Genomic DNA, 12206 nt, shown 5'->3' with positions numbered 1-12206 from the left:
GAAAGTGACCCGGGTGAACGAGAAAGACATGGGCGCCGACCTCCAGTCGGTGCTCATCACCAAGGAAGAGATCGACGCGAAGCTGGCCGAGCTGGCCGCGAAGATCGACGCGGAGTACGCGGGCAAGGACCTGCTCATCGTCGGTGTCCTCAAGGGCGCCGTGATGGTGATGGCGGACCTGGCGCGCGCGCTGTCCACCCCCGTCACGATGGACTGGATGGCCGTCTCCTCGTACGGAGCGGGCACCCAGTCCTCCGGCGTCGTCCGGATCCTCAAGGACCTGGACACCGACATCAAGGGCAAGCACGTCCTGATCGTCGAGGACATCATCGACTCCGGCCTGACGCTGTCGTGGCTGCTGTCGAACCTCGGCTCGCGGGAGCCGGCCTCCCTGGAGGTCTGCACCCTGCTGCGCAAGCCGGAGGCGGCGAAGGTCGCGATCGACGTCAAGTGGATCGGCTTCGACATCCCCAACGAGTTCGTCGTCGGGTACGGCCTGGATTACGCGGAGAAGTACCGCAATCTCCCCTTCGTCGGGACGCTGGCGCCGCACGTGTACGGCGGCTGATCGGCGGATGACCCGGCGCCGCACGGGAACCCCGGCCTCCTTCCCCGCGTTGGAGCATGGGAAGGCGGTCGCGGGTCACAATGCTGGGGTACCGTCCGAAGAACAGTCTTTTCTCATAGCAGCATTTACCTACGGGCAGGAGGGACGGGGCGTCATCGCTCCGTATGGATGGACGTGAAGCGATACTTCCGTGGGCCGGTCATGTGGATCGTGCTGGCCGTCCTCGCCGTGGTCGTGTTGATGCAGGTCGTCGGCTCGTCGGGCGGCTACAAGACGGTGGACACCGGCAAGGTGATCCAGGCGATCGACAAGAACCAGGTCGAGCAGGCCAAGCTCACCACCGGCGACGAACAGATGATCAAGATCGACCTGAAGGGCAACTTCAAGGTCGACGGTGCCGACAAGGTCCAGGCGAGCTACATCGGAACGCAGGGCTCCGACCTGGCCGCCACGCTGCAGAAGAAGTACGAAGCGGGCGACATCGAGAAGAGCTACACCGTCTCGCCGTCGAAGCAGTCCCCGTTCGTCTCGGTGCTGCTCTCGCTGCTGCCGTTCGTGCTGATCGTCGTGGTCTTCCTGTTCCTGATGAATCAGATGCAGGGCGGCGGCTCCCGGGTGATGAACTTCGGGAAGTCCAAGGCCAAGCTGATCACCAAGGACACCCCGAAGACGACGTTCGCCGACGTGGCCGGGTCCGACGAGGCCGTGGAGGAGCTCCACGAGATCAAGGAGTTCCTGCAGGAGCCGGCGAAGTTCCAGGCCGTCGGCGCCAAGATCCCCAAGGGTGTGCTGCTGTACGGCCCGCCCGGTACGGGCAAGACGCTGCTCGCGCGCGCCGTCGCGGGCGAGGCGGGCGTTCCCTTCTACTCCATCTCCGGCTCCGACTTCGTCGAGATGTTCGTGGGTGTCGGCGCCTCGCGCGTCCGTGACCTGTTCGAGCAGGCCAAGGCGAACGCTCCGGCGATCGTCTTCGTCGACGAGATCGACGCCGTCGGCCGGCACCGCGGCGCGGGCCTCGGCGGCGGCCACGACGAGCGCGAGCAGACCCTGAACCAGCTGCTCGTCGAGATGGACGGCTTCGACGTGAAGGGCGGCGTCATCCTGATCGCCGCCACCAACCGGCCGGACATCCTCGACCCGGCGCTGCTGCGCCCGGGCCGCTTCGACCGGCAGATCGCCGTCGACCGCCCCGACATGCAGGGCCGTCTGGAGATCCTCAAGGTCCACCAGAAGGGCAAGCCGGTCGCCCCGGACGTGGACCTGTCCGCGGTGGCGCGCCGTACGCCCGGCTTCACGGGTGCCGATCTGTCGAACGTCCTCAACGAGGCGGCGCTGCTGACCGCCCGCTCGGACAAGAAGCTGATCGACAACCACATGCTGGACGAGGCGATCGACCGTGTGGTCGCGGGCCCGCAGAAGCGGACCCGGATCATGTCGGACAAGGAGAAGAAGATCACCGCGTACCACGAGGGCGGTCACGCCCTGGTCGCGGCGGCCTGCCCGAACTCCGACCCCGTCCACAAGATCACCATCCTGTCCCGGGGCCGGGCCCTGGGTTACACCATGGTTCTGCCGGACGAGGACAAGTACTCGACCACGCGCAACGAGATGCTCGACCAGCTGGCGTACATGCTGGGCGGCCGCGCGGCCGAGGAGCTCGTCTTCCACGACCCGACCACGGGTGCGGCCAACGACATCGAGAAGGCGACCGCGACCGCGCGGGCCATGGTCACGCAGTACGGCATGACCGAGCGGCTCGGCGCGATCAAGTTCGGCGGCGACAACAGCGAGCCCTTCCTGGGGCGCGAGATGGCGCACCAGCGCGACTACTCGGAAGAGGTCGCCGCGCTCGTCGACGAAGAGGTCAAGAAGCTCATCGAGACCGCGCACAACGAGGCCTGGGAGATCCTCGTCGAGAACCGCGACGTCCTCGACAACCTGGTCCTGCGGCTGCTGGAGAAGGAGACGCTCGGCAAGGAGGAGATCGCCGAGATCTTCGCCCCGATCGTCAAGCGTCCGGCCCGCCCGGCGTGGACCGGCTCCTCGCGGCGCACGCCGTCGACGCGGCCTCCGGTGCTCTCGCCGAAGGAGCTGGCGCTGACGAACGGCGCCGCCGGTACGGCCGGGACGAACGGGTCCGGGCCTGTCTCCGACGCCTCTCCGGCGGCGGAGCCGGTGACGGAGGAGCGTCCCGAGGCGTGAGGGACCGCCGCCGGCCAGTGGCCGGCGGCCCCGGAATGAAAGCCGCGCCCCCCGGGTTCTAGCCTGTGGGGGCGCGGCTTTGCGTGTGCGCCGCGTACGCGCGTACTGCAGGCAATACGGAACGAGGCACAGAATGACCGACCCGGTGACGCTGGACGGCGAGGGCAGAATCGGCGACTTCGACGAGAAGCGCGCCGAGAACGCCGTACGCGAACTCCTCATCGCGGTCGGTGAGGACCCGGACCGGGAGGGTCTGCGGGAGACTCCGGCGCGGGTGGCCCGGGCCTACAGGGAGATATTCGCCGGTCTGTGGCAGGAGCCCGAGGACGTCCTGACGACGACGTTCGACCTGGGGCACGACGAGATGGTCCTGGTGAAGGACATCGAGGTCACCTCCTGCTGCGAGCACCACCTGGTGCCGTTCCGCGGCGTCGCCCACGTCGGGTACATCCCGTCCACCACCGGCAAGATCACCGGTCTGTCGAAGCTGGCGCGGCTCGTGGACGTCTACGCCCGCCGGCCGCAGGTGCAGGAGCGGCTGACCACCCAGATCGCGGACTCGCTGATGAAGATCCTGGAGCCGCGCGGCGTGATCGTGGTCATCGAGTGCGAGCACATGTGCATGTCGATGCGCGGCATCCGCAAGCCGGGCGCCAAGACGATCACCTCGGCCGTGCGCGGTCAGCTGCGGGACGTGGCGACGCGTGCGGAGGCGATGAGCCTCATCATGGCGGACTGACCACCCCCGGACTGACCAACTCCCTTTCTGCGCCCGTCTTTTATGCCGGACAGGCAGTGGACGCGGGCATGCTCCGCCGTGAAGACTCGCGGCATGACGATCACGAACGAGCAGGCGAAGTCCTTACCCGCACGCAGTCTCGGCGGCCTCGAGGTGTCCGCGCTCGGCTTCGGCGCGATGGTGCTGTCGCCGGGGGTGTACGGGGAGATCGACGACGAGCGCGGTGAGCGGGCGCTGCTCGCCGCGGTCGAGGCGGGCGCCACCCTGATCGACACGGCGGACGGCTACGGCGCCGACGGCCACAACGAGCGGCTCATCGGCAAGGCGCTGCGCGGGCGGCGGGACGAGGTGGCGATCGCCACCAAGTTCGGCTTCCGGCTGCCCGAGGGGGTGGAGCCGCACCCCTTCCCGGTCGGCTTCGCCTTCGGCGAGCTCGCCGTCAACGCGGACCCGAAGCATGTGCGCGGGTACGCCGAGGCGAGCCTGCGGGAGCTGGGGACGGACCGGATCGACCTCTACTACCCGCACTTCCCCGACCCGCAGGTGCCCCTGGAGGACACCGTGGGCGCGGTCGCCGACCTCATCCAGGACGGGCTGGTCCGGTACCTGGGCCTGTCGAACGTCACCGCCGGGCAGCTGCGGGCGGCGCACGCCGTGCACCCCGTGGCGGCCGTGCAGACCGAGTGGTCCATGTGGCGCCCGGCCGACCCGGAGCTGCTCGCCGCCGCCCGGGAGCTGGGCGTCGGGCTGGTGGCGTGGTCGCCGCTGGGGGCGGGCTTCCTCACCGGCACGGTGAGCGAAGTGAAGGAGGGCGACTTCCGGCAGCAGATGCCGCGGTTCGCCGCGGAGAACCGGCAGGCCAACAACGACCGCTTCGCGCCCGTGCGGGGCATCGCCGCCGAGCTGGAGCTGACCCCGGCGCAGCTGGCGCTGGCCTGGCTGCTGGCGCAGGACCCGCACGTGGTGCCGATCCCGGGAAGCCGTACCCCCGCGCACATCGAGGAGAACCTCGCCGCCGCGCGGGTGGAGCTGTCGGGGGACGTCCTGGACCGGCTGTCGGAGATTCTCGCCGCGACGGAGGTCGCGGGCGGCACGCTGCTGTAGGCGCGGCGCACCGCGGTGGGCTGCACGCGCCCCGCGGCCGGGGCCCGGGGTCGCTGTCCGGCGGACGGCGACCCCGTCCCGCCCGGGTCAGCCCCGGGCGGGCACCTCGTCGTCGTCCTCCGGGAGCCGGCAGACCCGCTCCAGGAAGAGCGCCGCAGCGATCACCGCGATGCCCGCCGCCACCGCGAAGCCGGCGTAGATCGCCTGGTCCCGGCGGGGCGGGATGTCGAGGGAGCCGAGCAGGAAGACGCCCACCCCGCCGTACATACCGCTCACCAGTGCGACGACCAGGGCGCTGGCCTGGCCGAAGACGACCGCGCGGGCGGCCATCAGGGGCTCCACGCCCTTCGCGCCGGGGCGGCGCTCGCGCTGGGCCCGCAGGCGGGCCCGCAGCGACAGGGCCGTCGCCATGAGGACCACCGCGATCACCGCGAGAACGATCGGCGCGGCCAGGGGCACGCTCGGCAGGGTGCCGAACGCCTCCCAGAGCCGTGCGCCTCCCCAGGAGAGGATGCCCGCGACGACGAACAGACCGGCCAGTACCTTGAGCCGCAGTTGCTTCACCCGGGGGTCCTTCGTGCTCGTCGCCGTACGATCTCCGTCGAGGTTAACGACTACTCGGGCAGCCGCAGTTCCAGGTCCTCGCGGACGAGGACGCCGGACCGGCCCACGCCCGTCAGCAGCTCGGCGACCGCACCGACGCCGGGGACCCGGGCCTCCGGGTCGACGTCGTGCCACGGCGCCAGGACGAAGGCCCGCTCGTGGGCGCGCGGGTGCGGCAGGGTGAGGACGGGGTCGTCGGAGACCAGGTCCGCGTACGCCACGATGTCGACGTCCAGGGTGCGGGCGCCCCAGCGCTCGTCGCGGACGCGGTGGAACGCCTCCTCCACGGCGTGCGCCCGCTCCAGCAGCGAGGCGGGGGGCAGGGTGGTCTTCACCACGACCACCGCGTTGAAGTACGAGGGCTGCGAGCCGGGGTCGACGCCCCAGGGCTCCGTCTCGTACACCGGGGACACCGCCTTGACCCGGACACCCGGGGTGTCCTCCAGGGCGTCGACGGCGCCCTGGAGGGTCTCCAGGCGGTTGCCGAGGTTGGCCCCGAGGGCGATCACGGCCCGCTTGGGGTTGGAGAGGGTGATGTCCGCGGCGTCGACCTGCTCCACCACGGAGGCGGGCACCGGCTGTACCGTCGGGTCGCTCTGCGTGCTGTTCATGCGCGCCTCCGTGTGATGGTGATGGTGACGTCGTCGAAGGGCACGGTGATCGGGGCGTCCGGCTTGTGGACGGTCACCTCCACCTCCTGGACGCCGTCGTGCTTGAGGCACTGGTGGGCGATGCGCTCGGCGAGCGTCTCGATCAGGTCGACCGGCTCCCCCTGCACCACGTCCACGACCTCCTCCGCCACGATGCCGTAGTGCACCGTCTTCGCCAGGTCGTCGTCGGCCGCCGCCGGGCGCGTGTCGAGGCCCAGCACCAGGTCCACGATGAAGGTCTGGCCCTCCTCGCGCTCCCGGGGGAAGACGCCATGGTGCCCACGGGCCTTGAGGCCGCGCAGCGCGACACGATCCACGCGAATCACTCCTGCTGTCGTTGGTCTGGCGGGCACACGGCCGGGTGCGGTCGACGCGCGTTGCCACCACTCGAATCTACCTGCGAGCTCTGACAGCGCCCGCCCACGGGGCGGGCTTACCGCTCGCCTACCCACTCACGAGGGGTTCTCGTCGTCCTCGTCGTCGCCCGTTTCGGCCAGAACGGGTGAACCGTGGTGCGACCAGACGCGCCACCCGTCCGGTGTGCGGCGGAACACGTTCGTCGCGACGACCAGCTGGCCGACGAGCGGTCCCAGCTCGGCGCCGTCCTCGGCCGGGCCGCCGCTGAGGATGTTCTCCGTGCAGGTCACCAGGGCCGTGTCATCGGCGACGGACACCTTCACGTCGGTCAGGAAGAACTGGATGTACTCCGTGTTCGCCATGATCAGCGCGTACGAGCGGAGCACCTCGCCCCGGCCCGTCAGGACCGGCCAGCCCGGGTGCACGCAGGAGATGCCGCCGTACGGTTCGGCCAGCCACAGATCGGACACCGCCTCGAAGTCGCCGCGCTCCATCGCCTCGTAGAAGGCGGTGTTGGCCAGCTCGACCGCTTCGGCGTCGTGGGTCCGCGCGTCGCTCACAGGGCACCCTCGACGGCGCGGGCCACCCGGACCGCGTCCGCCGTCGCCCGTACCTCGTGCACCCGCACGGCCCAGGCGCCCTCGCGGGCGGCGATGGCCGAGACGGCGGCGGTGGCCGCGTCCCGCTCGCGCGCGGGCGGTGGCGCCGAGCCCTCGGCGGCCAGCACGTGGCCGAGGAACCGCTTGCGCGAGGCGGCCACCAGCAGGGGGCGGCCGAGGGCCCGCAGGTCGGCCAGGTGGGCGAGGAGCGCCAGGTCGTGCGGGGCCTGCTTCGCGAAGCCGAGGCCCGGGTCGACGATGATCCGCTCGGGGTCGATGCCCCCGGCGACGACCGCCTCCACGCGCTCGCGCACCTCGGCGACGACCTCCGCCACGACGTCGTCGTACACGGCGAGGCTGTTCATGTTCTCGCTGAAGCCGCGCCAGTGCATGACGACGAACGGCACCCCTGCGGCGGCGACGGACGGCACCATCTCCGGGTCGGCGAGACCGCCGCTCACGTCGTTGACCAGCACCGCACCGGCCTCCACGGCGCGGCGGGCGACCGAGGCGCGCATGGTGTCCACCGAGACGGTGACGCCCTCGGCCGCCAGGCCGCGCACGACGGGGACGACCCGCCGCAGCTCCTCGTCCTCGTCCACGCGGGTGGCGCCCGGCCGGGTCGACTCGCCGCCGACGTCGACCAGGTCGGCGCCCTGGGCGACGAGTTCCAGGCCGTGCTTGACGGCGGCCGTGGTGTCGAACCAGCGGCCACCGTCGGAGAAGGAGTCGGGGGTCACATTGACGACTCCCATGACCGCACAGCGGTCCCACTCCGGCAGGCCCCGGGCCGTGCCACGCGCGCGCAACGTACTCATGCGTCCAGCCTAGGGGGTGTCTTGCCGATCATGCCGGGCTCGCGGTGTCCGGCACCGCACCTCGCTGCGTTGTCGTCGGTCGCCGACGCTCCGCGTCGACTCCCTCCTCCGCCTTGCGATGCACGGCACCGGACACCGCTCACTGATCCAGCCTGATCGACAAGACACCCCCTGGGGGTGTCTCGCCGATCACGGGGTGCGCGGCTCAGGCCGCGCGGACCTCGTGCTCGCCGTGCGACGGGCGGATGTGCGCGCAGGGCCGGGCCGGGCGGGCGGCGCGCCGGCGGCGGAACGGGCGCGGCGGCTCGATGTTCACGAAGCCCTCCGCCTGCATCGCCGCGAAGCCGATGCGCGGCAGGTCGCGCGCGTTGCGGTAGACGACGAAGCGGGGCTCCCAGCGCGGCTGGAACTTCGCGTTGAACTTGTACAGCGACTCGATCTGGAACCAGCGGGAGAGGAACACCAGCAGCCCGCGCCAGATCCGCAGGACCGGGCCGGCGCCGAGCTTCTCGCCGCGGGCCAGGGCCGAGCGGAACATCGCGAAGTTCAGCGACACCCGCTCGATGCCCAGCCGGGGGGAGGCCTGGAGGGCCGCGACGATCAGCAGCTCGTTCATGCCCGGGTCGGCGGACCGGTCGCGGCGCATCAGCTCCAGCGACATCCCGTCCGTCCCCCACGGGACGAAGTGGATGATCGCCTTCAGGTCGCCGTACGGGGAGTCCGGGTCCTCCTTGTGGGCGGTGGCGATGACGGCGTCGCCGTCCGCGGGGTCGCCGATGCGGCCGAGGGCCATGGAGAAGCCGCGCTCGGTGTCGGTGCCGCGCCAGTCGGCGGCGGCCCGCCGTATGTGCTCCAGTTCGCCGTCCGAGAGGTCACGGGCGCGCCGGACCCGGGTCGTGTACCCATTGCGTTCGATGCGCTTGACCATCTGGCGCACGTTGCGCATGGCGCGCCCGGTGAGCGAGAAATCCGCGACGTCCACCACCGCCTCGTCGCCGAGCTCCAGCGCGTCCAGACCGGTCTCCCGGGTCCACACCTCGCCGCCGGTCTCGGAGCAGCCCATGACGGCCGGGGTCCAGGAGTGGGCCTTGGCCTCGTCCATGAACCGCTCGATGGCGCCGGGCCAGGCCTCGACGTCGCCGATCGGGTCGCCGCTGGCGAGCATCACGCCGGAGACGACGCGGTAGCAGACGGCGGCCTTGCCGCTGGGGGAGAACACCACGCCCTTGTCGCGGCGGAGCGCGAAGTGGCCGAGCGAGTCGCGCCCGCCGTGCCGGGCGAGCAGCTCGCGCAGCCGCGTCTCGTCGTCCTCGGTGAGCCGGGCGACCGGGTGCTCGGGGCGGAAGGCGAGGTACACGGTGGTGATGGCGGTGACCAGGCCGAGCGCGCCGAGCGAGTAGCCGACGGTCCAGTCGACGCCGCCGCGGTAGCCGATGGGGCCCTCGACGCCGAACAGGCCGTAGAGGACGTGCTCCAGGCGGTCGCTCACGCTCGGGCTGCCGACCACCTTGCGGGGGTGGGCGCTGACGATGACCAGGCCGAGCCCGATCGAACCGGCGCCCATCACCACGAAGTTGGCCAGTGCCTTCCAGCGGCTGCGCGGATCGGGCAGCGCCGCGAACTGGCTCCGGTGGCGCAGCAGCAGGGCGAGCAGCGCCAGGGAGAGCAGGGCGCCGATGACGGAGTGGCGGTAGGTGAACTGGGCCGCGGCACCGACCGGCAGCAGGACCACGGCCGCGCGCCAGGCGCGGCGCTTGTGGCGCTTCAGCCCGTGCGCGAGCAGCAGGAGCAGGACGCCGGCGCTCACCGAGAGGGCCGCCGAGAGCGGCCCCAGGGTGCCCGGCAGGACCTCCGCGACGGCGTGCATGCGGCTGGCGCGGAACCGGGGGAAGACCCCGGCGGCGACGTCGATCAGACCGATGACGGTGCAGGCCGTGCCCACCAAGGAGGGAACCGTTTCGGCACGCGGCCCGCGCAGGACGCGGCGTACCCGACCCGGAACCGATCCCGACTTATCCCCATCTACCGTGACAGACATTGCTTCCCGTAGCTCCGCGAGAGATTTACCTGTGTCCCCTGGGGCCGGAAACGGCTCGGCCGGACAGCGTGCGCTCTCTAGGACGGCACACGGGGGATACGGGTTCATTCCGCCCCGGGGAAATCTCGACGAAGAGGACTGCGACGACTCATGGGTCTCACCGGCAACAAGGTCCTGGCGCTGGCATCGCTCCTGGCCATCGGCCTGTTCGCGGCGACCGTCCTGCTGTGGCCGCGGCTCGCCCGCCGGGGCCTGCGGCCGGTGCTCGCCCGGGTGGGGCTGCTGCTGGCGACCCAGCTGGCCCTCTTCGCCGCGGTCGGTCTGGCCGCGAACAACCACTTCCTCTTCTACGGCTCGTGGGCCGACCTCTTCGGACGGGAACAGGAGATGGGCGTCGTCGTGGACCACTCCGCGCGCGGCGCGGGGGGCATCACGGTGGTCGGCGAGCGGGCGCCCGAGGGCGTGCCGGGCGCCGCCCGCCCGGCGCTGGCCGGCCAGGTCCAGAAGGTCGTCGTCACCGGCGCGAGATCGAGGATCAGGAGCGCCGCCTACGTCTATCTGCCCCCGGAGTACTTCCAGCCGCGGTACGCCGGCAAGACCTTCCCGGCGGCCGTCGTGCTGACCGGCTACCCGGGGACCGCCGAGAACCTGCTCAAAGGGCTCCGGTACCCGCGCACCGCTCACGAGCAGGTGAAGCAGGGGAGGATGCGCCCCATGATCCTGGTGATGCTGCGCCCGACCGTGGCGCCGCCCAGGGACACCGAGTGCGTCGACGTCCCCGGCGGCCCGCAGACCGAGACCTTCTTCGCGCAGGACCTGCCCGAGGCCGTCTCCGGGACCTACCGGGTCGGCACGCACGCCCGGAACTGGGGTCTCATCGGCAATTCCACCGGCGGTTACTGCGCGCTGAAGATCGCCCTGCACCACCCCGGGCGGTACGCGGCGGCCGCCGGCCTGTCCGCGTACTACAAGGCGGCCGAGGACATCACGACCGGCGACCTGTTCCACGGCGACCGGCGCCGGCGCGACCGGGCGGACCTGCTGTGGAGCCTGGACCACCTGCCGCAGGGCCGATCGTCCTTCCTGGTCACCACCTCCCGGCAGGGCGAGGGCAACCGCCGGGCGACGCTCGACTTCATCGGCAAGGTGAAGGCGCCCGCCCGCGTCTCCTCGATCACCCTGGACAGCGGCGGGCACAACTTCACCACCTGGAACCGGGAGATCCCGCCGGCCCTGGTGTGGCTGAGCGGCCGGCTCAGCGCGGGCTGACGGTCTCCAGGTCGACGTCGCTCCGCGGGACGTCCCGTGCGTCGGCGGCGGTGGAGCGGCGCAGCGCCTCGTGCAGCCGTGCCGGCGTGAGCACGCCGAGGAAGCGGCCCTTCTCCCCGGGGTCGACGACCGCGATCCAGCCCGCGTCGTACTGGAGCATCGTGGCGAACGCCTGCTTCAGCGAGGCGCCGACGGGCAGCCACGCCTCCATCCGGCGGGCGTGGTCGCGCACCGGGCCGCTGCCGGCTCCGGCCCGTTCGGCGGAGATCCAGCCGTGCAGGCCGCCCTCCGCGTCCAGGACGACGGCCCAGTGCGCGCCGAGGTCGCGGGGCAGCGGGTCGTCGAGGCGGACGACCGGGGGCTGTTCGAGGTCGCCCGGCTCGATGGGGGTGACCGACAGCCGCTTCAGTCCGCGGTCGGCGCCGACGAACTCGGCGACGTACGGGGTGGCCGGGGCGCCCAGCACCGCGGCGGGGGCGTCCAGCTGCTCGATCCGGCCCTGCCCGAAGACCGCGATGCGGTCGCCCAGCCGGACCGCCTCCTCGATGTCGTGGGTGACGAACAGGACCGTCTTGCGCACCTGGGACTGGAGCTTGAGGAACTCGCTCTGCAGCCGCTCGCGGACGACCGGGTCTACCGCGCCGAACGGCTCGTCCATCAGCAGCACGGGCGGGTCGGCGGCCAGCGCGCGGGCGACGCCGACGCGCTGGCGCTGGCCGCCGGAGAGCTGCTCGGGATAGCGGTCGCCGTACACGGCCGGGTCGAGGCCGACCAGGTCGAGGAGTTCGGCGGCGCGGGCGCGGGCCGCGGACCGCTTGACGCCGAGGAGGTGGGGGACGGTCGCGGTGTTCTCCAGCACGGTCCTGTGCGGGAAGAGGCCGACCTGCTGGATGACGTACCCGATGCCGCGGCGCAGCTGTACGGGGTCGGTGCCGGCGATGTCGCGGCCGTCGACGAACACGCGGCCCGAGGTGGGTTCGACGAGCCGGTTGACCATCTTCATCGTGGTGGTCTTGCCGCAGCCGGAGGGTCCGACGAGCGTGACGAGTTCGCCCTCGGCGACCTCGAACGACAGGTCGTCGACGGCGGTCGTGCCGTCCGGGTACCGCTTCGTGACGTGCTCGAATCGGATCATGGTTCCCCATTGTGGCCGGTGCCGTGTGAAGGCCGTGTTGCCGTGCTGTGGCGGACCCCGGCGATTGTCGGTGGCGGGGGATAGGGTCGTCGGTGACTCGAACGCAGGAGCGGTCGCGGCCGTG

12 protein-coding genes are annotated in these 12206 nt (G+C 71.6%); 5 read left to right on the top strand and 7 right to left on the bottom strand.

The genetic code is table 11. The annotated features are described in order from the left end of the window. Positions 1 to 28 precede the first annotated feature (28 nt). From hpt to ACIA79_RS16470, 4 genes are all read left to right on the top strand, one after another. On the top strand, positions 29 to 568 hold the full coding sequence (hpt, locus tag ACIA79_RS16485; RefSeq protein WP_031077393.1) for a hypoxanthine phosphoribosyltransferase: 540 nt from the start codon (positions 29 to 31) through the stop codon (positions 566 to 568). A 168-nt stretch (positions 569 to 736) separates the two neighbouring features. Further along, the gene (gene ftsH, locus ACIA79_RS16480) at positions 737 to 2770 is read left to right on the top strand and encodes an ATP-dependent zinc metalloprotease FtsH (protein ID WP_399428960.1); all 2034 of its coding nucleotides are present in this window, start codon (positions 737 to 739) and stop codon (positions 2768 to 2770) included. A gap of 133 nt (positions 2771 to 2903) precedes the next feature. Then, the gene (gene folE / locus ACIA79_RS16475; RefSeq protein WP_031077390.1) at positions 2904 to 3509 is read left to right on the top strand and encodes a GTP cyclohydrolase I FolE; all 606 of its coding nucleotides are present in this window, start codon (positions 2904 to 2906) and stop codon (positions 3507 to 3509) included. Positions 3510 to 3602: 93 nt separating this feature from the next. After that, positions 3603 to 4613, top strand: coding sequence for an aldo/keto reductase (locus ACIA79_RS16470; protein WP_399428959.1), 1011 nt, complete (start codon positions 3603 to 3605; stop codon positions 4611 to 4613). An 87-nt stretch (positions 4614 to 4700) separates the two neighbouring features. On the opposite strand, the gene ACIA79_RS16465 is transcribed toward ACIA79_RS16470, so the two are convergent. The 6 genes from ACIA79_RS16465 to ACIA79_RS16440 form a co-directional block, all read right to left on the bottom strand. Further along, a complete protein-coding gene (locus tag ACIA79_RS16465; RefSeq protein WP_399428958.1) occupies positions 4701 to 5177 on the bottom strand; it encodes a DUF3180 domain-containing protein in 477 nt (158 codons plus the stop codon). A 50-nt stretch (positions 5178 to 5227) separates the two neighbouring features. Beyond that, positions 5228 to 5827 (bottom strand): 2-amino-4-hydroxy-6-hydroxymethyldihydropteridine diphosphokinase, encoded by a 600-nt coding sequence (gene folK / locus ACIA79_RS16460; protein WP_399428957.1) that lies wholly within the window; start codon positions 5825 to 5827, stop codon positions 5228 to 5230. Beyond that, a complete protein-coding gene (gene folB / locus ACIA79_RS16455) occupies positions 5824 to 6183 on the bottom strand; it encodes a dihydroneopterin aldolase (protein WP_031077382.1) in 360 nt (119 codons plus the stop codon). The genes folK and folB overlap by 4 nt, the downstream gene beginning before the upstream one ends. A 135-nt stretch (positions 6184 to 6318) precedes the next feature. Beyond that, the gene (locus tag ACIA79_RS16450; RefSeq protein ID WP_399428956.1) at positions 6319 to 6783 is read right to left on the bottom strand and encodes a nuclear transport factor 2 family protein; all 465 of its coding nucleotides are present in this window, start codon (positions 6781 to 6783) and stop codon (positions 6319 to 6321) included. Further along, entirely contained in the window at positions 6780 to 7640 is an 861-nt protein-coding gene (folP, locus tag ACIA79_RS16445; protein WP_399428954.1) for a dihydropteroate synthase, read from the bottom strand. The genes ACIA79_RS16450 and folP overlap by 4 nt, the downstream gene beginning before the upstream one ends. Before the next feature lie 205 nt (positions 7641 to 7845). Further along, positions 7846 to 9678 (bottom strand): phosphatidylglycerol lysyltransferase domain-containing protein, encoded by a 1833-nt coding sequence (locus ACIA79_RS16440; RefSeq protein ID WP_399428953.1) that lies wholly within the window; start codon positions 9676 to 9678, stop codon positions 7846 to 7848. Positions 9679 to 9828: 150 nt separating this feature from the next. On the opposite strand from ACIA79_RS16440, the gene ACIA79_RS16435 reads away from it, so the two are divergent. Continuing rightward, the gene (locus tag ACIA79_RS16435; RefSeq protein ID WP_399428952.1) at positions 9829 to 10947 is read left to right on the top strand and encodes an alpha/beta hydrolase; all 1119 of its coding nucleotides are present in this window, start codon (positions 9829 to 9831) and stop codon (positions 10945 to 10947) included. On the opposite strand, the gene ACIA79_RS16430 is transcribed toward ACIA79_RS16435, so the two are convergent. Further along, positions 10934 to 12082 (bottom strand): ABC transporter ATP-binding protein, encoded by a 1149-nt coding sequence (locus tag ACIA79_RS16430; RefSeq protein ID WP_399428951.1) that lies wholly within the window; start codon positions 12080 to 12082, stop codon positions 10934 to 10936. The genes ACIA79_RS16435 and ACIA79_RS16430 overlap by 14 nt on opposite strands. Positions 12083 to 12206 lie beyond the last annotated feature (124 nt).

Origin of the sequence: Streptomyces sp. NPDC051310 (assembly GCF_044455245.1) — a bacterium.
In the GTDB taxonomy this organism is placed as follows: Bacteria; Actinomycetota; Actinomycetes; order Streptomycetales; family Streptomycetaceae; genus Streptomyces.
Note: the sequence above shows the minus strand (reverse complement) of the source record. Positions and strands in the feature narration are given on the sequence as shown.

What these genes read in the sequence shown, in the direction of transcription:
- hpt (WP_031077393.1), top strand. Translation starts at nt 29, where the DNA reads ATGGGCGCCGACCTCCAGTCGGTGCTCATCACCAAGGAAGAGATCGAC.
- ACIA79_RS16435 (WP_399428952.1), top strand. Translation starts at nt 9,829, where the DNA reads ATGGGTCTCACCGGCAACAAGGTCCTGGCGCTGGCATCGCTCCTGGCC.
- ACIA79_RS16440 (WP_399428953.1), bottom strand. Translation starts at nt 9,678, where the DNA reads ATGTCTGTCACGGTAGATGGGGATAAGTCGGGATCGGTTCCGGGTCGG.
- ACIA79_RS16430 (WP_399428951.1), bottom strand. Translation starts at nt 12,082, where the DNA reads ATGATCCGATTCGAGCACGTCACGAAGCGGTACCCGGACGGCACGACC.
- folK (WP_399428957.1), bottom strand. Translation starts at nt 5,827, where the DNA reads ATGAACAGCACGCAGAGCGACCCGACGGTACAGCCGGTGCCCGCCTCC.
- ACIA79_RS16470 (WP_399428959.1), top strand. Translation starts at nt 3,603, where the DNA reads ATGACGATCACGAACGAGCAGGCGAAGTCCTTACCCGCACGCAGTCTC.
- folP (WP_399428954.1), bottom strand. Translation starts at nt 7,640, where the DNA reads ATGAGTACGTTGCGCGCGCGTGGCACGGCCCGGGGCCTGCCGGAGTGG.
- ftsH (WP_399428960.1), top strand. Translation starts at nt 737, where the DNA reads ATGGACGTGAAGCGATACTTCCGTGGGCCGGTCATGTGGATCGTGCTG.
- folE (WP_031077390.1), top strand. Translation starts at nt 2,904, where the DNA reads ATGACCGACCCGGTGACGCTGGACGGCGAGGGCAGAATCGGCGACTTC.